Consider the following 20,466-nt stretch of genomic DNA (forward strand, 5'->3'; position numbering starts at 1 on the left):
ATGGCTAATCGCTATAATATGCCTGAAGTTTTATAGGTTAAAAGCATGTATAAAGGGATCGCATTATCAGTACTGGCATCTGTGGTGTTTGGTGTCTTGTATCTTTTTACCCCGTTTATGCAGCCTTTGGACAGCGAACAGACCTTTGCCTGGCGAATGCTGGCCACCATTCCATTCCTGACTGCATTTATGTGGTGGTCAGGTGATTTAAAATATATCAGCCATATCTTTCAGCGCATTCTGAAAGAACCGATGTTTTTAGTCTGGTTACTTTTTAGTTCATTTCTATGTACCACCCAGCTTTGGTTGTTTTTGTGGGGGCCGATTAATGGGCGTGGCCTGGAAGTTTCCTTGGGTTATTTTCTATTGCCCCTGGTTATGGTTCTGGTTGGATGTGTAATCTATAAAGAAAAGTTGTCACACTGGCAGAGAGCAGCAGTAGCGCTTGCTATCTTGGGTGTAGGACATGAAATCTGGCGGGTTGGTGCAGTTGCCTGGGAAACGGTCTATGTTGCATTGGCGTATCCGCTGTATTTCTTTATGCGCCGTAAATTCCAGACTGATCATCTGGGCGGTTTCTGGTGGGATCTGTTTTTAATCTTACCTGTTGCGATTTATTTAGGCTTTGTTCATAGCGATTCCATGCAGCTGATTCTTGAAGCGCAGCACCTTGTTCTGGTGGTCATTGTCTTGGGTTTTTTAAGTGCATTAGGATTGGGAAGTTATATTCTGGCCAGCCGTTATTTGCCTTTTGTCATTTTTGGATTACTCAGCTATTTGGAACCTGTGTTGCTGGCCTTTGCGTCTATGGCTTTGGGCGAGCGGATTGGGGCGGGTGAATGGCTGACTTATATTTCCATTTGGCTGGCGGTATTGCTACTGGTCATTGAAGGCGTACTGTACCTGCTGGAACAGCATAAACGGCGTCTGACGCTGGCGCGAAATCTGGAAAAATATCCAGACTACGTGGACCCTTCAGATCGGGATTGAATGAATAAACAATATTTAACAAAAAAGTTGTTTCTATGCCAAATATGCTGTTTCATTTATTTTTAAAAGCAAAATCATTTGACTAATTAGAGCTATTTTTAAAATTTATAGTGAATATACGAAATTTTCCTCAAGAGTTATTCAGCTTTTGATTCAAACTTGCGGCTAATTCCATTACAATTATCAGGTTTTGAAATTTATGCTTAGATTTACAATTAATTAGAGGACGTATCTGTGAGTAAAGACACTATCGTTGCCCTTCATGCAGAGCACCAAGGTCGTTGGAAAAACCGTGAGGAACTTGCGGAGCGTATGATTGCCCTGATGGGTCAGTTGTATCGTGAAAAAAATATTGTAGCTACAGTTTACGGCCGTTCTTTAATTAACCGTTCTGTGATCCAGATTCTTAAGGCACATCGCCGTACTCGCGTATTAGATGTTGAGCTTTCTGTAGTAGATACTTTCCCAATTCTTGAAGCATTGGTTAAAGTGCAAAACATTGGTACTGCTGAAATTGATCTAGGCAAACTGGCTGTTGAATACAAAGAAAAAGGCGGTGATATTGATGCCTTTGTTGCAGATGCCGTGAAATCTCTTGAAGGCAGTGCAACTTCTGTTGAAGGTAAAGATGTCGTTCTTTACGGTTTCGGTCGTATTGGCCGTATCCTGGCACGTTTGATGATTAGCCAGTCAGGTCTTGGTCGTGGCTTGAATCTGAAAGCAATCGTGGTTCGTAAATCATCTGACGGTGACCTGGAAAAACGTGCGTCTTTATTACGTCGTGATTCTATCCATGGTCCGTTTGCAGGCACAATTTCTGTAGATGAAGAGAACGAAGCAATCATTGCAAACGGTCAGTTCATCAAAGTGATCTATGCATCAAATCCGTCTGAAGTAGACTACACTGCTTACGGCATTGAAAATGCACTTGTGATCGATAACACCGGTAAATGGCGTGATGCTGAAGGTCTTGCTCAGCACTTGCAATGTTCGGGCGTTGCTCGCGTAATTCTGACTGCACCTGGTAAAGGTGATATGAAGAACGTGGTATTTGGTGTGAACCAGGCGGACATTCTTGATGAAGACAAGATCATCTCTGCTGCAAGCTGTACCACCAATGCAATCACTCCAACGCTAAAAGTGTTACATGACAAATACACCGTATTAAATGGTCACGTTGAAACTGTTCACTCGTTCACAAACGACCAGAACTTAATTGACAACTACCATAAAGCGGATCGTCGTGGCCGTGCAGCAACGCTGAACATGGTTATTACTGAAACTGGTGCTGCTAAAGCAGTAGCGAAAGCACTTCCAGCGCTTCAAGGTAAATTGACAGGTAACTCTGTACGTGTTCCTACTCCGAACGTATCTCTTGCTATTTTGAACCTGACTTTGGATAAAGAAGTTGATCGTGATGAAGTAAATGAATACATTCGTCAAATTTCAATTAATTCTAACCTTCAAGGTCAAATCGGTTATACAAATTCTACAGAGGTTGTATCTTCTGACTTTATCGGTTCGCGTACGGCAGGTGTATTTGACGCGCAAGCGACTATTACTTCAGGTAACCGTTTAACTGCTTATGTATGGTATGACAACGAAGTTGGTTATAGCTGCCAAGTACTTCGTATCGCTGAACAGATGGGCGGCGTAAGCTATCCAAAAATTCCAGCTGAAACTAATACATAATTAGATTCTAGTTAAAAAAAGAGCCTCAAATGAGGCTCTTTTTTATTTTAGGGTGAGATGTATAGTAGATTATGAATGGCTGCCACATGTCATTTTCTAGCGCTTGCCTATTGCCACAAAGCCACTGGTTTAGATTCACATCAAATTAAAAAATAAATTACCATCGGAAAGATTCAAAATATCCTGTGGTTCATTTGCTTTAGGGTAATGATCAGCGCTGGCTTAAGTGCTTCCGTAAGCTCGATTCAATATAAAAATAATCATCAGAAAGTCAATTCAGATTTGCGTAACATATAGCAAATGTGCAGTACTAATTTGGTTAGGCCGATAGCTGCAGGGCTTTAAAATCATGCAAAATAGTCTCTGCCCTGATCTCTATAGGAGAGATGAAATGATCAATATAGCCAAGAATACTATCTGCCTTTGGTACGATGACAATGCCGAGGAGGCCGCAAAATTTTATGCTGAGACCTTTCCGGACTCTTTTGTCAGTGCGGTTCATCGCGCCCCTGGAGACTATCCTGCAGGAAAAGAAGGGGATGTGTTGACTGTTGAATTTACCGTGCTGGGTGTTGCATGCGTTGGACTTAATGGTGGGCCTGCATTCACGCATAACGAAGCTTTTTCATTTCAAGTCGCTACTGAAGATCAAAGTGAAACTGACCGTTATTGGAATGCAATTGTCGGTAATGGAGGTCAGGCAAGTGACTGTGGTTGGTGTAAGGATAAGTGGGGGATTTCATGGCAAATTACACCGGTTGCTTTAACGCGAGCATTTACCAGTTCTGACCGTACCGCTGCCAAGCGGGCATTTAATGCAATGATGACGATGAAGAAAATTGATGTTGCAGCAATTGAAGCAGCCTTTCGAGGTTGAATGCATTGATCACAACCTGAGCAATCTACTTTTAAGCTGCATCGCTAAAAAGTCTTTAAGGAATATAGATCGGAGAAATGTCATCATCTGGTTTTAGCGCAAGGTTTTAAGCTAAAAATGCCTTTCTGTTTTTTCTTGAAGGGCATTTTTTTCAGTCAATTGGGAGTCTGTTGTTATTTAAATAGGAACTGCCAACAGGGTCTGGTCTGAGCTTTAAGTTGAAGCGGTATTAAACAAGTGATTTAAACATTAAAAAGTGGACAAAATGTATTTTACAAAGCAAGAAATTATGTTAATAAGTAGTAAGAGATTTTTCATTAAAATCTCTTTATCTCAGGAGGAGATAATTCAAAGAAGCCTATAAAAAATAATGAAAGGAGTTTTAAGATGCTTCAATTATTAAGAAAACTATTTTGTTTACACATTTATGAATACCAGCAAATGGAGGAAATCGGGGCAGATCGGGAGTGTCGCAAGTGTGGGACTTGTAAAGACTAAAGATAAGAGCATAAAAAATATAAAAAGTGAGCTTCAGCTCACTTTTTATTTGTGCATGAATATATATCCGTTAAAATTATCGTGAAAAATTTAACGGATAGCGGAAGAAAATGGCCAAAGATTTCTATGCACAAACATATATTGTCGATAGTAATTTAGCAGATACTTTACACTGGCTGAGCTTGCATCAAGATTGTTATGATTCCTTTCATTATGATGCGCTATCCCAAGAACTGACTGTCTATCATGCCAATGGTGTTGATCAGGTTCGAATAGGGGACTATCTGAATGCAAGCTACGGAATTTTGATCACCGCCCATAATTTTGCGACGGTGAGCTCTGAATAACAGGAAAGAATTATGAGGCGCTGGCAATGGCCTCATCAGCCATAGCATCGGTGGCTAATGTGCGGATACTTGGTTTAGGCTGTTCGGCAACAAGTCCCAGTTTGTCAAAAAGCTGCTGGTCACGGCCTTTGGCAGTATTTGGGGTCGTCAATAACTTCTCACCCGAGAAAATCGAATTGGCACCTGCCATAAAAGCCAACGCCTGATCGGAATCAGTTAAAGATTCACGGCCAGCTGAAAGACGGATATAGCTCTTTGGCATCAGGATACGTGCTACGGCAATGGTACGAATCCATTCAATAACATCTAGTTTCTCGACATCTGCCATTGGTGTGCCTTCAATCGGTACCAGCATATTAATCGGTACAGACTCCGGATGAATAGGTAAGGTGGCAAGTTCAAACAATAAGCCAATACGGTCATTGCGGCTTTCGCCCAGCCCGACAATCCCGCCACTACAAACTTTTAGACCTGCTCCACGAACATGATCCAGGGTATTCAGGCGATCATCAAAACTACGAGTACTGATAATATGGGAATAGTATTCACGAGAAGTATCCAGATTATGGTTGTAATAATCCAACCCCGCTTCTTTTAAACGGTCAGCCTGAGAGGCATTTAACATGCCCAAAGTCATGCAGGTTTCCAGCCCCAGTGCTTTGACTTCGCGAACCATCTCCAGTACATAAGGCATATCGCGTTCATGCGGATTGCGCCAGGCTGCGCCCATACAGAAGCGTGAGCTGCCCGAAGCTAGGGCCTCTTTGGCTTCCTGAATGACTTTTTCAACTGCAATACGTTTTTCAGCTTCAAGTTTGGAATCATAATGCGCTGACTGAGAACAGTATTTGCAATCTTCAGGACATTTTCCGGTTTTAATGGAAAGCAGGGTACTAACCTGGATGCTATTGGCATCAAAATATTCACGATGGGTACGCTGGGCTTGAAATAAAAGGTCCATAAGAGGCTGTTGATACAGGGTTTCTATCTCTTCTCGTGACCAATCATTCCGTAAAGGCTGGTGAGTACTCATATTTTTGTCCTTGGATCTATCCATATGATTTATCATTCTTACATCTTAAGTAAAACTTAGAGCAGCTTCATTAGCAAAATATGACCTTATAGAAAAAAACAAAGCCCACACAAGGTGGACTTTGCATTGGACTGTTAAGTTGGAGATTATTCGCGATGATTTCCATGAATATTCTGATTCTGTAAATCCGTACGATGTTGCTTGTCCAAGATACGCTCATCCTGTTCGTGCTGATTGTTTTTTGGGGAGTTAAGTGGACCTTGTTGTGGCTGCTGCTGTTGCTGCTTCTGATCTTGCAGTTGGTCCAGCTGTTCCTGATTTTGATCTTTAGATGATTTTTGCATATTCACCTCCGGTCTAATATCTGTCTGTCTTTTTTTATGCCACAGCTTGAAGGAAAGATGTGTAAGGCTTTTGACGGAAAAGTGTGAACCGAAGTAAAAATTGCAAATTATCGTGATTTTGTTAGTTGTTCTTGAATGGCCCAATCGATATGCTCCTGCACAAGCTCATCATGCAAATCACGCCGTTCAGTTAAGGCCTGTAAAATAGCTGCACTAAAAGGTGCATTCCCAAGGCCGATGGCGATATTACGCATAAAGCTCTGGTAGCCCGTCCGGCGAATTGGACTGCCTTCGGTTGAGCTTAAAAAAGTGGCTTCATCCCAGTTCCATAGTTCCAGCAAACTAAGCTGATCCAGCCCATGTCGTGGATAAAAATCTTCCACGGAAGTGGTCTGGGCAAAGCTGTTCCATGGGCAGATCAGTTGGCAATCATCGCAGCCAAAGACCCGGTTACCAATTCCACGTCTTAAGTTTTCAGGAATAATTCCTTTATACTCAATAGTCAAATAGGCAATACAGCGCCGTGCATCTAGCATATAAGGTTCTACAATAGCCTGAGTGGGGCAAATATCAATACATGCAGTACAGGAGCCACAATGCTTGGTTGCAGGCTCATCAAAAGGCAGTTCAAGTGAGCTAAACAGTTCACCGAGAACAAAAAATGAGCCGGATTTTTGCTGGATCAGCAGGGTATGTTTTCCGGTCCAGCCCATACCTGCGCTTTCAGCCAGAGATTTTTCAAAAATAGGGGCGGAGTCAGCAAAAGGCCGTGATTCAAATTCACCTACTTTTTCACGGATTTTGGCCGCCAGGTTTTTTAGCCGTCCGCGCATAGTTTTATGATAGTCACGGCCCCGTGCATAACGGGCAATAATGGCGGAATTGGGTGCAAACGGAACCGTGCGCGGCTCAGGAACCTCCACCAGATAATCCATTCTCACACAAATGATGGATTTGGTATTTGGAACCAGTAATGCGGGGTTGGCGCGCTTCTCCAGATTGTCTTCCAGAAACCTCATGTCGCCATGATAACCACGATCTAGATATTCTTGCAGACGTGCTAATTCTGCTTGAGCATCCGGTTTGGCAATGACACAATCAGAAAAGCCCAGTTCTCGTGCTTGCGCTTTGATCCAGGCTTTGAGTTGGTCAGGATCGTGTTGATAAATTGGTATTTGCGCTTGAGAGTTGGGTGTAGTCATAAACCAGAAGCAGGGAAGGAAAAATGCAGTCTCCAGTTTACCATAGCCAGGATGTACAAGCATGGGAGCAGCGCTGGTTTGCCCGGCAAAATAGTGCGTATGGTTTAATGCAGCAGGTCGCCTGGCTGATCAGTCAGCGCTTGATTGCTTTATTCGAGACTCAAAAAATCCGAACAATTGCAGTATGTTGCGGGCAGGGTAATAATGCTGGTGATGGTTATCTGGTGGCAAAGTATTTAAAGCAGGCTGGGTTTCAGGTAGACATTTATGCTGCCGAAGCGGGTCCCTCTCAAGAACTGCACTACGCTATTCAGGAAAGTCAGCAAGCGGGCCTACAAATTTATCAAAATTTTAATTTTCAAAAAGAATATCAGGCTTATGTGGATGCCTTATTTGGTATTGGCCTGAACCGGAAACTGGATACAAACTGGCAGCATATTATTCAGAAGATCAATCAGCAGCCCGGATTTAAAGTGTCTATTGATATTCCCAGCGGTTTGCATGCCAATACCGGACAGCCTTTGCCCGTTGCCGTCAAAGCCGATTACTGTTTCACCGTATTGGGTTTAAAAGCCGGATTATTTACTGGAAAAGGCAAAGCATATAGTGGCACGGTTGAGCTGATCCCGGTCATTCCTGCCGATTCTGAGCTTCAAGCACTGGCACAGCTTGCACCTACTGATATTTATTTGCCGAAGCGCGAAGCCTTTGGTCATAAAGGTAGTTATGGTCATGTTCTGGTGATTGGGGGACATGCTGATATGGGCGGTGCAGTGATGATGGCGGCCGAAGCGGCCTTTGTGGCCGGAGCAGGTAAAGTGACGGTGATCTGTAATGCTAGACATCATACAGCGATTTTAGCACGTGCACCGAATATCATGGTGCGTGATATCAATGCGCTCAATCAAGAGCAGCGCGCAGCTCTGCTACAGCAAGTCGATGCAGTCTGTTTTGGTATGGGGCTAGGGCGTGATGTATGGGCAGAACAGCAATATACCGCCTGGTTTGATTTGCTTCAGCAAAGTAATTTGGAAGTTGTGCTGGATGCAGACGCATTATGGTTTCTGGCCAGACAGCCCCAAAATCTAAATCATAAAACCTATGCCACACCACATCCCGGCGAGGCAGCCACTTTACTGGGTTGCCATACTGATCAAGTCGAAGCAGACCGTATACAGGCAATCTGGCAGCTGCAAAAACAGTATCAGGGTCAATGGGTACTTAAAGGTGCAGGTAGCCTGATTCTGGAAGATCAGCTCTATATTTGCACTGCTGGCAACGCCGGGATGGGCACCGGAGGTATGGGAGATGTCTTGGCAGGCATGATTGCCAGTTTGAAAGCACAGTTTGCCGATCAGCTCAGTTTACATGACATAGTGACTTTGCATGCTCTAGCAGGAGACCGTCTGGCCCAAACCGGGGAGCGCGGTTTGCAGGCCCAGGAGATGAAGCACACGATTTATCAAGTTATTAACCGGGAAGAACACTAAAATGCCAACCTCAAAAATTACTGATTGGTGATTTTAAGGGGATAGGATTTGCCGCTGGTTTGAACAGCAGGCGATTGAACTGGACCTGAAAGACCATATCGGAAGTTTAGTTACCGACTAAGTCAAAGTGATAATATTAGGCCCAGAAAAGATTATTCAGAAAATACTCCAGCTAAGCCTGACTGGACCATTAGGTGCAGACTTAACCGAAATTCAGTGGCATGTTTTAGATATAAATAGCTTGGATATTCAAGATTTTTTAGATTTTAAGTTAAAGTTTAACGGCGACGACTGCTGACCCGACTACGTCCACGTGCCATCCCGCCGAGTGCATTCAGTACTGCCATTTTACTCATGCTGCCTGAAGCATGAGCATGACAAATTGCAGCAGCCAGCGCATCGGCAGCATCTTGCTGGGGCTTAATGGTCAAGTTAAGAATCCGCATGACCATCATCTGTACCTGTTCTTTATCTGCCGCCCCATAGCCCACCACCGACTGTTTAATCTGTCGCGCTGTATATTCAGCGACTTTTAGATCCAGATTGACCAGTGCTGCAACGGCTGCTCCACGAGCTTGACCCAGTTTAAGGGCAGAGTCGGGGTTCTGCGCCATAAAGACCTGTTCTACAGCCGCCTCAGTTGGCCCATAAAATTTAACAATACGCTCTACACCCGCAAAAATCCGCTTTAAGCGTTCAGGCATTTCTGTTGTTTCAGTTCTGATGGTGCCTGCATCGACAAAAGTCAGTTTTGAGCCTTCTTTTTGAATAATTCCGTAGCCAGTTAAACGTGAGCCGGGATCAATCCCGATAATTAATGACATGCCTGCACTTTAAAACTAAAATAATGCCCATATTGTTACATAAGCGTATCAAAAAAGCTTGATCCTGATGAAGCAGTTGATTACGGCATCTTAATATTTATTGAACTGAGATCAGATTAATTTTCATGAAATTATTTCTTATTATCCTTGCAGGCTTAATCCTCGAAGTATTTGTGTGGATTGGCGTGGGTGACCTCGTCGGGAGCATGTGGTACGTATTTTTCTGGTTTATTGCCGCGTTTTTTATAGGCATGAACATGATCCGCAAATATTCTGCGGGAGTTATGCCACAAATGCAGCAGATGCAAATGGGACAAATGAGTGCAGATCCTGCATTATCGTCGAATTTGCCTAAAATTCTGGCAGGTTTTTTCCTGTTAATTCCAGGTCTGATTACGGATGTGTTGGCACTATTGATGCTGATCCCACCTGTTCAGCAAGCCTTTAAGGTTGCCATGATGAAAGTGATGATGAAACGTCAACAGGCCATGATGGAAAAAATGATGGGGGGTATGGGCAGCCCTCAAGGTCAAAACCCGTTTTCTGAGCTGATGCGTCAAATGCAGGATATGCAAAACCAGCAAGGACGTAGTGACTCAACGATTATTGATGGCGAAGCACGTGAAGTGACCCCCGATGCCAAAAAAATTGGAATGAAAGATGTCGGTCCAAAAAAAGATTAGGACACACTGCTGAATATTTCAGGCCGAATCCGATGATTCGGCTTTTTTATGGGGACTTTCTCATTCTTTGAAGCAAAGTTATAATCAGTTTTTATACAGAGATGAGATTTGAATGTCTTTGCTTTTTACCATTTGTCTCCTTCATTTTGTTGCTCAACTAAGCCCAGGTCCAGATGTTCTCCTTATTGCGAAAAGTGCAGCTTCCACCACACGAACCAATGCCTTAAAGATTATTGCCGGGATTTCACTCGGTATTGTGGTATGGGTGGTATTAACGCTGGCCGGTTTCACGGTCTTAATAAACCAATTTCCCTGGATTCAGCAGTTACTAATGATAGTGGGTGGACTGTTTCTGGCAAAAATGGGGTGGGCCATGCTAAGTGGGAGCTGGCAAAGTTTTAAAAATCGGCATCAAACAGCTGATGATAGCAAGGCAGTGAATGAGCCAAAAAACTATTTCACATTGGGCTTATTCACCAATCTGTCTAACCCCAAGACATTGATTTATTTTAGCAGTGTATTTTCACTGGCATTAAGTTCAACGGCCTCACAGTACCTTAAGGCTCAACTGACAGTGATTATTCCGCTGCAAACTTTCATTACCTTCAGCTTGCTGATGTTGCTGATTTCCCGGCCCAAGATTAAAAACCTATATCAACGCTCAGGCAGTTATATTGATATTGCCTCGGGTGGGTTATTTCTGATCTTTGCACTCTGGCTTTGGTACGATGCGTTGGTTTTGATGAGTTAGTCTGGTTTTTGAGCAGGTGGGATTGTCTTTTTTTCTTCAGGCATGAAGCATAAAACCTCCTGCTTCTGGCTATTTGTATAACGATTGGGTTTTAGCGTGGTTATTGTATTTTCTGAATCTTGATAGCGGCGACTGCGATTGGCACGCTCGCGTAAACCACCTTTTTTAATCAACTGAACCATAAGTAAAAATACTCATCTGCAAAAAAGCAGTATAGCAAATCCTGAACTGGAGAGAAAAACAGGAAAGGGTGGGAGATAGGATTTTAAATGCTAATCTAAGTGCATAAAAAGACCTGATAAACATCAGGTCTAGGTTATCGGATGTTAAGTCAGTTTAGCGAAAACGTTTATTTTCTTCTTGTAGTACATCCAGAATGCTCAAGTGAGCAGGCTTTTCCTGTTGAGACTGGATATAAACATGTACAGCTTTAAAGACAAGTGCTGTAACGAGGCAGGCAACCAGACAAAAAATCCAGAAACCAAAAGGACTGCGAATATGGTGTGAACCGCAATGTGGACATGATTTTTCTGTGGAGTCGACCACTTTTTCGCAGCACGTACAATGATATTGATATTGCACTGTTCTTCTCCCGGGATATTATCCTTTTTATTTTTGATCATGAAAGAGGAGGTTGTGGCTTTATCATAGGACAGCTTTTTAAAGCTGACAATACGAGATTGCCGACAATAACATACAGATAATAGATGATAAAAATTAATTACAGGCCAAGTAGAGCAATCAAGTAGAGCAATTAAAGGGAAATAAAAAAAGGGGAATAATAAAAAATAATTGATCAAACTTTAAATTAAAAAGTAATTTTTAAAAGATGATGTGATAAAAAAGTCCGCATTAAGCGGACTTCCTTCAGTCAATTTGAAATTATTGTCCTGAGCGTATCATGTAATCGAAAGCAGACAACGAGGCTTTTGCACCTTCACCAGTGGCAATGATAATCTGCTTGTAGGGAACAGTAGTACAGTCACCCGCAGCAAACACACCTTTCATGCTGGTTTCATTGCGCTCATTGATCACAATCTCACCGCGGTTGCTTAGCTCGACTTTGCTGCCTTTCAGAAAGTCGGTATTTGGCAGCAAACCAATCTGTACGAAGATGCCGGCCAGCTCAACCACATGCTCTTCATCTGTAGCACGGTCCTTGTATTTCAGGCCGGTGACCTGTGAACCATCTCCCAGCACTTCAGTAGACAGCGCATTCTTGATGATGCTGGTATTTGGCAGACTGTTTAACTTGTCTTGCAAGACCTGGTCAGCACGCAGTTTGGTATCGAACTCAATCAGGGTGACATGCTCAACCAGACCTGCCAGATCAATCGCTGCCTCCACACCCGAGTTACCGCCACCAATCACGGCAACACGTTTGCCTTTAAACAGGGGGCCATCACAGTGCGGACAGTACGCCACGCCACGGGTCTTGTATTCCTGCTCTCCCGGAACATTCATCTCTCTCCAGCGTGCCCCTGTGGATAGCACCACAGTTTTTGAGGCAAGTTTTGCACCATTTTCAAGGGTGACTTCTACCAGACCATTAGAGGTTTCATCGGCACCTTTAATCGCCGAGACACGCTGCAGGTTCATGATGTCCACCTCGTATTCACGTACATGGGCTTCCATTTCTGCTGCAAACTTTGGACCCTGGGTTTTCTGGACAGAGGTAAAGTTTTCAATATCCATGGTATCCATGACCTGACCGCCCATGCGCTCAGCCACGATCCCGGTACGAATGCCTTTACGGGCAGCATAAATCGCAGCGGTATTCCCCGCAGGTCCTCCACCAATCACCAGCACATCAAAGGCTTGTTTGGCATTCAGTTTTTCTGCATCTTTGGCTGCTGCATTGCTATCCAGTTTGGCAATGATTTCTTCCAGCGTCATACGACCCTGACCGATATGATTGTTATCCTGGAAGACCATCGGCACCGCCATGATTTTGCGCTCTTCCACTTCATCCTGGAAGAAGGCTCCATCAATCATGGTCGCAGTGGTACCCGGGTTATAGATGGCAATCAGGTTAAGTGCCTGCACCACATCCGGGCAGTTATGGCAGCTTAAAGAGACAAAGACATCGAAGTCAGACTGGATATTCAGGCTTTTAATATTAGCCAGCACCTCATCAGAGACTTTCGGGGCATAACCCGACGTTTGTAACAATGCCAGAATCAGGGAAGTAAACTCATGGCCCATTGGCAAACCTGCAAAGAACACCCGTGGCTGTTCACCGGCTTTGGCAATTCCAAAGCTGGGTACACGTTTGTTCTGACCATCAAAACGGGCAGTCACCCGATCAGACAGAGCAGCGACTTCTTCCACCAGTTCTTTGATTTTGGCAGATTTATCTGATTGATCTAAAGTGGCCACCAGCTCAATAGGCGCTTCAAGGCGTTCAAGTAAGGTTTTGAGTTGGGCGGAAGTATTTTGATCCAACATTGCTAACATCTCCAAGGGAGTAAAAATTTATTTGATAAGTAAATGATAATAGAAATGCATAAATAGGCAAAACAGTTTATTTTTGTTGGTTTAATCGTATTTGCTAATTAATGGAGAGATTCGTAATGAATTTCAGACGTATATATGGCATGAATAATTAATTTTTCAAGTAAACTTAGCCGGCAAGTTACTATTTTTCAGCTAATATAGCGTGAGTTTTAAGGAGCAGATCAATGGACTTACAACGTGGAATCTATCAGCATTATAAGGGGCAACTTTACCAGGTGCTGCATGTCGCGACCCATAGTGAGACTGAAGAAAAATTGGTGGTTTATCAGTGTTTATATGGTGATTATTCGATTTGGGTTCGGCCACTATTGATGTTTACAGAAACAATTACTTGCCCGGATGATCGTGAGGTAGAGCGGTTTAAGCTAGTGCGAGCACTTTAAGCATTCAGAGATGGCAGGGGGAAGGTTCCACACGTTATATCAAGAAGCAGCACAAAGCATGTTTAATGATATTTTACTGGATATTGAACGAAAGGCTTATTATTCTTGTTGATGCCATTTGGCTCGATGACTCAAGCCAAATGTTAGTTTATGCGTGGTTGATCATCTCATTTCTCATGCTGAAGCAGTTGATTTTTCCTCTGATTCAGCAGAATCTATATTTTATGCTCAAGATATTCCAGTCAGTGCAGGTTACTCCGTAGTAATTTATAGTTCAGTTAGTCTGATTTGCTCCTAATAAATACCGATCCGGTTAAAGTGTAGATTATATTCAAGATATTTTTGTATAAAGGCCGTTTTATCCTGACGTCTTAACAGATTGTTATACACAAATTCTGGAACTGGATGGTACAGTTCAATATCGCCATTACTATAAATAATTTTCAGGTGGCGGCTGGAAGGGCTATAAGTCCATGAGATCACGGTTAGCAGGTTTTGCATATGCTTTCCTCCACTGAATATTTATTATCTTATGTTTTGAACTTATGCCAACCGGCATTGAAGATGTATAGTTGAATTGTAAGGATCGGTAGAGGATTGTTAGAAGGTAATGGCGATTAATGGCAATGCTAGCTCATACTTAACAATAGTCTCAGTCTGCTCTAGTGAAATATTCAGCAAGGATTTTGAGCTCACTACATATGACTCACTCGCAATAATTAGTTGACTTATTTCAATAAAAATATTTAAAGAACCTAAACTTGTATTAATAGAATGAGATGACCATAGTCATTATTTCAGTCAAGCTTAAGGCTGACTTTTTAATCAGAAATTAAAAGCTTTTTCTAAAGATTTATTAATTTTTTTGTAGAGAGCGTTTAAAATAATTCAGTAATATTTTCCATAGAAAACCTTTGTTTTATAAAATTTTTTTAAAATCAATATATTGTAAATACAGGATTTTTCTTTACTGTTTTTTTATATCGAAATTGAATGAAGTAATAAGAACGAGTGGGTTTTAAATATTCTATGGAAGTATTTATAAATCAACTTAGAGCTTTAAGAAATCACGCTTTGTTGCATTTCACCCGAGAAATTAAGAAATAAAAAATGCCAGTCAATTTTGAAACTGACCGGCATTAGGTTTTAGAGCTGGCGTGTTAATTTCGCCTTAATCTTTATGGTTGCGTTTAGGATCAAGCTGCGGATCTTTAACTTCAACATAAGCATTGTTGCGGATTTCGCGTAACCAGCTGTCCAGTTCGGCATCAAATTGGCGCTCACCCAAAATCTGGCGTGCCATACGTTCCTGATATTCCTGAGTCATATCTTGTTGGCGGGTATCAGTCACTTGCAGAATATGCCAGCCAAACTGAGACTGGAATGGTGTGCTAAATTGGCCAACAGGTGTATTTTTCATGCGCTCTTCAAACTCAGGTACCATCACTCCCGGGCTTACCCAGCCCAAGCTGCCGCCATCACGGGCCGAACCCGGATCACTGGAGAAAGTGGAAGCCAGCACGGTGAAGTCTTCGCCCTGTTTTAAGCGGTTGTACAGGCTGTCAATCATTTGTTTGGCATTTTCAGGGCTTACCACTTCAGATGGCTGAATTAGAATATGCCGAGTGAGGTACTGGGGAACAAGCGCCTTTTTCTCACCGCCTTTACGTTCCAGAAGCTTGAGTATATGTACACCGTCAGCAGCCGTAATCAGTTCTGAGGTCTGGCCAGGCTGTAGCGTCGTAATACGTGCGGCAAGCTCGGCTGGAACTTCTGCCAGGTTGCGCATGCCCATATCAGCAGCTTCAACCTGCACATCAGCGCTGGTATATTTTTTGCTGATAGCCTGAATATCGTTGGTCTTGCTCAGCTCATTTTTTACCTGGTTGACCACTTGTGCAGCATGTTCGCCTGTAATACGTAAATGCAAGACATGCACCTGACTGCCGAGCAAAGCTTGACCTTGTGGTGTATTCAGGAAGTTTTTCACGTCCTGATCACTAATCTGAATACGTGATGTCACAATTTGCTGGCGCAGGCGGTTAAGCGCCAAGTCTTCCGCAATGCGGTTACGCAAAGACGCATAGGTATTTGGTGCCATAGCATCCAGTTTTTGCTGAAAGGCTTCGAGGCTCGATGACCCAGAGTCATGAGCAACTTTCAATACAGCTTCGTTTAACGCTTTTTCGTCTGGACGGATGTTATAGCGTTTAACTTGTTCCAGTTGTGCCTGACGTAAAATCAGTTGTTCCAGCGCCTGCTGCTCTAAATAGGGCTGGGGTGGCACCTGCTTGTTCTGCTTTTGCAGCTGGTGAGTAACTTCAGCTACGCTTTGGGCCAGATCACTACGCAGAATAACGCTATTGTCGACAACAGCTACGACTTCATCTTTAGGTTGAGCAATAGCAAACGTGGTCATTGCTGAAGAAAGGCACAGTGCCAATGCGGTCGCTTTAAAAAAATGTTTTAACTGTTTTGTCTTCATTAACGTTCTGTCCAAGTTTGATTGATATTGTTAAAACCTAGAATGCGATTTTCTAGTAATGAAGTGAGTTTGTTGCTTAACCCACCGAGGCCTTTCAAGGTCACTTCAGCCATAATTGCGCGTTTGGCTTTGACGCCCGAATCATTCACATCGTCCAGGTCATTATAATATGAACGTCCATATACCGACATGCCCCAACAGCATGACTCATAGTTTACGCCAAGTAAATATTCACGTGCCACGCTATTGTCCAGATCAAACTGGGCATGTCCAACCAGACGCCAGTTGTTGGCAATGGGCTGGATAAATGAGCCCACCACCTGATCATAACGATCCTGGCGCTCTGGAATATCTTTGCGATAGAAATAGCCTAAGTTATACAGGTTGCCCTGGTCACCCGTATAATAAACCTGCAAATCGCGCTGGGCATTATCGCCATTGGACATCCAGCTGGAGTTAAGATTGACATGGAGATTGCTGGAGAGTTGGCTGGTCAGCTGAATCACAGGGCCAGTATGGCTTTCACGATCAAACTTATCCGTGTCTTGTTCCAGGGTTACACGACGGTCTTCAAAAAAGAAACTTTGGCCGATACTGGCACGTAAACGCTCTAGACCGTCTTCATTAAATAGGCTATAGCTCAGCCCTAAAGATGCGAAGTTATTGTCTTCTAAACGGTCATGGCCATAAAAACGGCGTGGACTGAATAGTTGATCATAATTAATCGATGCCACCACCGAGTCAAAATTCGGCTGGTTTTGCTGATTTTCATAGGGTGAATAAGCATAGAACAGGCGAGGGCTTAAGGTTTGTAAATAACGCCCTTCTTTTTCAAAAGTCAGGCCCGTATCCAGCGTGAATTCTGGTACCACCACCGAGTTGTTCTCACTGGATGAGCTGCGGTTCTGAGTTTCTTCATCATAAAAAGTATTGATGTTACGGACAGATACTTCTGGAATGACAAATGACCACGGCGTACGATGATTATAACGTACTGAAAAGTCATTATAGATTCGCGTTCCACTTGGTTGATAAACAGTACCATTTGGATTGGCCTCTTTAATATTTCTCAGATCTTTCTGGAAATAGGCCGTATCGTTATTAAACTCAGCCTCGAAACCAAGCGGATTGCCCCGTTTATAATTCACCAAAAGCTGTGGCAAACGGGCATAAGGGCGGTCTTCATCGGACACACTCGGATCAAGCGTCTGGAAGTCTTCAACTTTGAAGAGCGCTTTCAGTCCAGGAATACCATTTTGATAGTTCAGTTCCCATGCACGGCGCAGGTTTAGGTCAGTTTTTGAATCCGGGTTGTTGTCCAGATCAGAGAAAAAATCTTTGTCCGACGCATAGTTATACTCTAAATGGGTAGAAAACTGATCATTGATTTGCCAGTTATGCAGGAAATGCAGGTTTTTCCGGTCTTCATTGTCATAGCTTTCGTCGGATGGCAGATAGCCCCCCCAGATCTGGCCTGCACCAAAGTTTTCAGTTAAGTAGCGGAACTCCGCATCCAGCATCGCACCACGGTCACCGATATACCGCGGCGTCACAGTCGCATCATATTGTGGCGCCAGATTTAAATAGACGGGTACACCAAGTTCCAGGCCGCCATCATTGGTAAAGCCAAAGGTTGGGGTGAGAATACCTGTCGTGCGGCGGTCATCAATCGGGAAGTTGAAATAAGGCACCGCCAAAACAGGAACGTCTTTAACGTATAGTTTGGTATTGCGAGTTTCCCCGCGTCCGGTTTCCTGGTTTAGCTTGATTTCGTCTGCCTGAATTTTCCAGGTCGGTTTTTGCTCAGGTGGACAGGTAGAATAAGTGGCATTTTCCAGCTCAAGGGTATTGTCTGAGGTTTTGGCAATCTTTTTTGCACGGCCATGAGCATGTTGCTGTTCTGCAATATAAAAACTGTTGTTCAGGTCGCCTTGCTGGGTTTTTAAATTATAATTGATATCATCACTTTGCGAGATCAGGCCGCCCTGCGCCAGCTGCACATGTCCTTCTGCCTGGGCATAGGTTTGAGTCTGATCAATGGTGACTCTTTCTGCTCGAATCTGGCGGCCTTGCTGGTCTATAAGTACATTACCTTCCAGATAAGAATCACCTGTCGGATTATAATGTCCATAATCTGCCGTAATAGTCGAAGTCGCCTGTTCTGGATCAATCGCCGGTGTATCCGGTGAAATCGGGGTAATCCAGGCACCCTCACAATAGGCTGAACTTAGCGCTTTGCCTTGGCGCTGCTGGACTTCTGGAGCAGACTTGTCGATATAATACTGGGAGAAAAATGCTTCACCTGGATAGGTCTCATTAATGCGCTGTTTGAGTTGTTCTGCATTTACATCGGATGAGACAGTTGAAGCAGCATAGCTTGATGCTGAGCTGCCACATAAAAGGGTTAAGATCGCAGTCGCTAGAGGGTTGATTTTAAAGTGATGCTTCATTTGTCTCATTAACCAATCATGCTTTTATCGCAATTAATTATTGTCGCATCATAGAGAAAAAGTTGATAAGTAGCTACACTTAGCACTTTAAAAACTCAGCCTGTATTAGAATATATTGCAAATGAACACACCACGCGAACAATCAATACAATCCTGGATTGCCTCTGTACTTGGTTCAGATCAGTTTGAAACTCATTTTTTAGCAGGCGATGCTAGCTTCCGTCGTTATGCACGAATCAAACTGAATAATAAAACATTTATGCTCATGGATGCACCTCCAGAAAAAGAAGATTGTGTACCTTTTGTGACGATTGATGAGTTTTTTGATGCACATGGCGTGCGCGTTCCGCATATCGTGTCCAAAGACTTGAAACAAGGCTTTTTGCTGCTAGAAGATTTTGGTGATGTATTGCTGTCCAATCTGCTGAATGATGAAACGGTGGATGCCTATTATGAGCAGAGTTTTAAGCAGTTAATCCAGTTACAATCGATTCCGGGAGAAGGTCAGCTTCCTGTCTACTCTTATGAAAAGCTGATTTCAGAAATGGAGCTGCTGACGGACTGGATGTTGCCAGCTCTAGAAATTCAGCCGACAGAAGCTGATACTGCCCTGATCAAACGTACTTTTGCAATTCTGGCCAATGCGGCTCTGGCACAGCCACAAGTGATTGTACATCGTGATTTTCATAGCCGTAACCTGATGAAAATTGAGAATGAGACTGAGCTGGGCGTGATTGATTTTCAGGATGCGGTGATCGGTGCAGATACCTATGACCTGATTTCAATCACTCGTGATGCTTATGTACAGTGGAATGCAGACCGCGTTTATCAGTGGTTTAAAATATTCTATGACCTGTTACCGGCAGCATCCAAGCAAGAACGTGATTTTGAGCAGTTCAAAAAAGATGCCGATATGATGGCGATTCAGCGTCATATCAAGATTTTGGGTATTTTTGTACGTTTGTTTGAACGCGATGGTAAATCAGCTTATCTCAAAGACCTGCCACGGGTGATGTGGTATCTGCTGCAAGAGACCAAACCGTATGCAGAATTACAGCCATTCATGCAATTCATGCATGAAAAAGTCATGCCAGCCTTTGAAGCAAAATATGGTTTATACGAGGTGGCTGCTTAAATGAAAGCCATGATTTTAGCTGCGGGCCTCGGTAATCGCATGCGTCCATTAACCCTCTATAAACCAAAGCCATTACTAGAAGTGGGGGGTAAGCCTTTAATTGTTTGGCATATTGAAAAGCTTAAACAGATTGGAGTGACTGAAATTGTCATCAATTCTGCCTGGCTGGCCGATGTGCTGATTGGTGCGCTGGGTGATGGTTCACAGTTTGGTGTCAATATTCGCTGGACACGTGAGGCTGAAGGCTTGGAAACCGCGGGCGGGATTATCAATGCCTTACCATTATTAGGAAATGAGCCATTTATTCTGGTCAATGGTGATGTCTGGACCACGATGGATTTTGCGCCGCTATTAAAGATTGAGCTGGCTGAAAATCTGGCTCATCTGGTTCTGGTGCAAAATCCGGAGCAGCATCCGCAAGGTGACTTTACGCTGGCTGAAGGAAAGGCATATACCTTTGAGCAGTCAGTCACAGGTGAAAACCTGACCTTTAGCGGTGTATCGGTGATTGATCCTAAAATGTTTGAGGGACTGGAGGCCGGAAAGCGTCCTTTAGCACCTTTATTAAAAGCGGCGATGCTGGAAAACAAGGTCGCTGCCTCTAAACTATCCGGTCTTTGGGTGGATGTGGGCACACCTGAACGTTTAACTGCACTGGATTTGGCGATCCGTGAAGGGAAGTCTACTTAAGTGAATATTCACTAAGCACTCCCTACTGTCCCAATATAGAGAAATCGGTATACTTCCACCTAACTTTTTCGAGCG

The 20,466-nt window shown here is 43.4% G+C and carries 20 protein-coding genes; 10 read left to right on the forward strand and 10 right to left on the reverse strand.

The window, feature by feature from the left end; translation table 11 throughout:
- The first annotated feature begins 45 nt into the window (after window positions 1-45).
- From rarD to E2K74_RS06465, 4 genes are all read left to right on the forward strand, one after another.
- Window positions 46-990, forward strand: a complete 945-nt coding sequence (gene rarD / locus E2K74_RS06450; protein WP_151206788.1) for an EamA family transporter RarD — start codon at window positions 46-48, stop codon at window positions 988-990.
- Window positions 991-1,224: 234 nt separating this feature from the next.
- Window positions 1,225-2,682, forward strand: a complete 1,458-nt coding sequence (locus E2K74_RS06455) for a glyceraldehyde-3-phosphate dehydrogenase (RefSeq protein ID WP_151206789.1) — start codon at window positions 1,225-1,227, stop codon at window positions 2,680-2,682.
- Window positions 2,683-3,073: 391 nt separating this feature from the next.
- On the forward strand, window positions 3,074-3,559 hold the full coding sequence (locus E2K74_RS06460; protein ID WP_151204548.1) for a VOC family protein: 486 nt from the start codon (window positions 3,074-3,076) through the stop codon (window positions 3,557-3,559).
- 608 nt (window positions 3,560-4,167) lie between these two features.
- The gene (locus E2K74_RS06465; protein WP_151204546.1) at window positions 4,168-4,404 is read left to right on the forward strand and encodes a hypothetical protein; all 237 of its coding nucleotides are present in this window, start codon (window positions 4,168-4,170) and stop codon (window positions 4,402-4,404) included.
- A 10-nt stretch (window positions 4,405-4,414) separates the two neighbouring features.
- Here E2K74_RS06465 and bioB read toward each other — a convergent pair whose 3' ends face one another.
- The 3 genes from bioB to queG all read right to left on the reverse strand — a co-directional run bounded on the left by bioB (window position 4,415) and on the right by queG (window position 6,983).
- Entirely contained in the window at window positions 4,415-5,437 is a 1,023-nt protein-coding gene (gene bioB, locus E2K74_RS06470) for a biotin synthase BioB (protein ID WP_151206790.1), read from the reverse strand.
- A gap of 146 nt (window positions 5,438-5,583) precedes the next feature.
- Window positions 5,584-5,781 carry a hypothetical protein gene (locus E2K74_RS06475; RefSeq protein WP_151206791.1) on the reverse strand — a complete coding sequence of 66 codons (198 nt, stop codon included), beginning with the start codon at window positions 5,779-5,781 and terminating at the stop codon, window positions 5,584-5,586.
- Between the two features lie 107 nt (window positions 5,782-5,888).
- Complete coding sequence (queG, locus tag E2K74_RS06480; RefSeq protein ID WP_151206852.1) at window positions 5,889-6,983, reverse strand: tRNA epoxyqueuosine(34) reductase QueG; 1,095 nt, start codon at window positions 6,981-6,983, stop codon at window positions 5,889-5,891.
- Between the two features lie 23 nt (window positions 6,984-7,006).
- On the opposite strand from queG, the gene E2K74_RS06485 reads away from it, so the two are divergent.
- Window positions 7,007-8,473: an NAD(P)H-hydrate dehydratase gene (locus E2K74_RS06485; protein ID WP_151206792.1), complete on the forward strand. Its 1,467-nt coding sequence runs from the start codon at window positions 7,007-7,009 to the stop codon at window positions 8,471-8,473.
- Window positions 8,474-8,751: 278 nt separating this feature from the next.
- On the opposite strand, the gene ruvC is transcribed toward E2K74_RS06485, so the two are convergent.
- Window positions 8,752-9,297, reverse strand: a complete 546-nt coding sequence (gene ruvC / locus E2K74_RS06490; RefSeq protein WP_151204539.1) for a crossover junction endodeoxyribonuclease RuvC — start codon at window positions 9,295-9,297, stop codon at window positions 8,752-8,754.
- Window positions 9,298-9,422: 125 nt separating this feature from the next.
- Between ruvC and E2K74_RS06495 the strand changes: the two genes are divergently transcribed.
- Together E2K74_RS06495 and E2K74_RS06500 are read left to right on the forward strand one after the other, a co-directional pair.
- Window positions 9,423-9,980, forward strand: coding sequence for an FxsA family protein (locus E2K74_RS06495; RefSeq protein ID WP_151206793.1), 558 nt, complete (start codon window positions 9,423-9,425; stop codon window positions 9,978-9,980).
- Between the two features lie 112 nt (window positions 9,981-10,092).
- On the forward strand, window positions 10,093-10,731 hold the full coding sequence (locus tag E2K74_RS06500; protein ID WP_151206794.1) for a LysE family transporter: 639 nt from the start codon (window positions 10,093-10,095) through the stop codon (window positions 10,729-10,731).
- Here the strand turns inward: E2K74_RS06500 and E2K74_RS06505 are convergent.
- From E2K74_RS06505 to ahpF, 3 genes are all read right to left on the reverse strand, one after another.
- Window positions 10,728-10,913, reverse strand: coding sequence for a hypothetical protein (locus E2K74_RS06505; protein WP_151206795.1), 186 nt, complete (start codon window positions 10,911-10,913; stop codon window positions 10,728-10,730). The genes E2K74_RS06500 and E2K74_RS06505 overlap by 4 nt on opposite strands.
- 154 nt (window positions 10,914-11,067) lie before the next feature.
- Complete coding sequence (locus tag E2K74_RS06510) at window positions 11,068-11,313, reverse strand: hypothetical protein (RefSeq protein WP_151206796.1); 246 nt, start codon at window positions 11,311-11,313, stop codon at window positions 11,068-11,070.
- Window positions 11,314-11,613: 300 nt separating this feature from the next.
- On the reverse strand, window positions 11,614-13,179 hold the full coding sequence (gene ahpF / locus E2K74_RS06515) for an alkyl hydroperoxide reductase subunit F (RefSeq protein ID WP_151206797.1): 1,566 nt from the start codon (window positions 13,177-13,179) through the stop codon (window positions 11,614-11,616).
- Window positions 13,180-13,412: 233 nt separating this feature from the next.
- On the opposite strand from ahpF, the gene E2K74_RS06520 reads away from it, so the two are divergent.
- On the forward strand, window positions 13,413-13,631 hold the full coding sequence (locus tag E2K74_RS06520) for a DUF1653 domain-containing protein (RefSeq protein WP_151204533.1): 219 nt from the start codon (window positions 13,413-13,415) through the stop codon (window positions 13,629-13,631).
- 294 nt (window positions 13,632-13,925) lie between these two features.
- Here the strand turns inward: E2K74_RS06520 and E2K74_RS06525 are convergent, their stop codons facing one another.
- From E2K74_RS06525 to E2K74_RS06535, 3 genes are all read right to left on the reverse strand, one after another.
- Window positions 13,926-14,132: a KTSC domain-containing protein gene (locus tag E2K74_RS06525; RefSeq protein ID WP_151204532.1), complete on the reverse strand. Its 207-nt coding sequence runs from the start codon at window positions 14,130-14,132 to the stop codon at window positions 13,926-13,928.
- A 670-nt stretch (window positions 14,133-14,802) separates the two neighbouring features.
- Entirely contained in the window at window positions 14,803-16,116 is a 1,314-nt protein-coding gene (locus tag E2K74_RS06530) for a peptidylprolyl isomerase (RefSeq protein ID WP_151204531.1), read from the reverse strand.
- Entirely contained in the window at window positions 16,116-18,566 is a 2,451-nt protein-coding gene (locus E2K74_RS06535) for an LPS-assembly protein LptD (RefSeq protein ID WP_151206798.1), read from the reverse strand. The genes E2K74_RS06530 and E2K74_RS06535 overlap by 1 nt, the downstream gene beginning before the upstream one ends.
- A 121-nt stretch (window positions 18,567-18,687) precedes the next feature.
- Between E2K74_RS06535 and E2K74_RS06540 the strand changes: the two genes are divergently transcribed.
- Both E2K74_RS06540 and murU read left to right on the forward strand, forming a co-directional pair.
- Complete coding sequence (locus tag E2K74_RS06540; RefSeq protein WP_151206799.1) at window positions 18,688-19,701, forward strand: aminoglycoside phosphotransferase family protein; 1,014 nt, start codon at window positions 18,688-18,690, stop codon at window positions 19,699-19,701.
- Complete coding sequence (gene murU / locus E2K74_RS06545; protein ID WP_151206800.1) at window positions 19,702-20,391, forward strand: N-acetylmuramate alpha-1-phosphate uridylyltransferase MurU; 690 nt, start codon at window positions 19,702-19,704, stop codon at window positions 20,389-20,391.
- Window positions 20,392-20,466: the final 75 nt, after the last annotated feature.

Origin of the sequence: Acinetobacter sp. RF15B (assembly GCF_007558235.1) — a bacterium.
Lineage (GTDB): Bacteria > Pseudomonadota > Gammaproteobacteria > Pseudomonadales > Moraxellaceae > Acinetobacter > Acinetobacter lwoffii_C.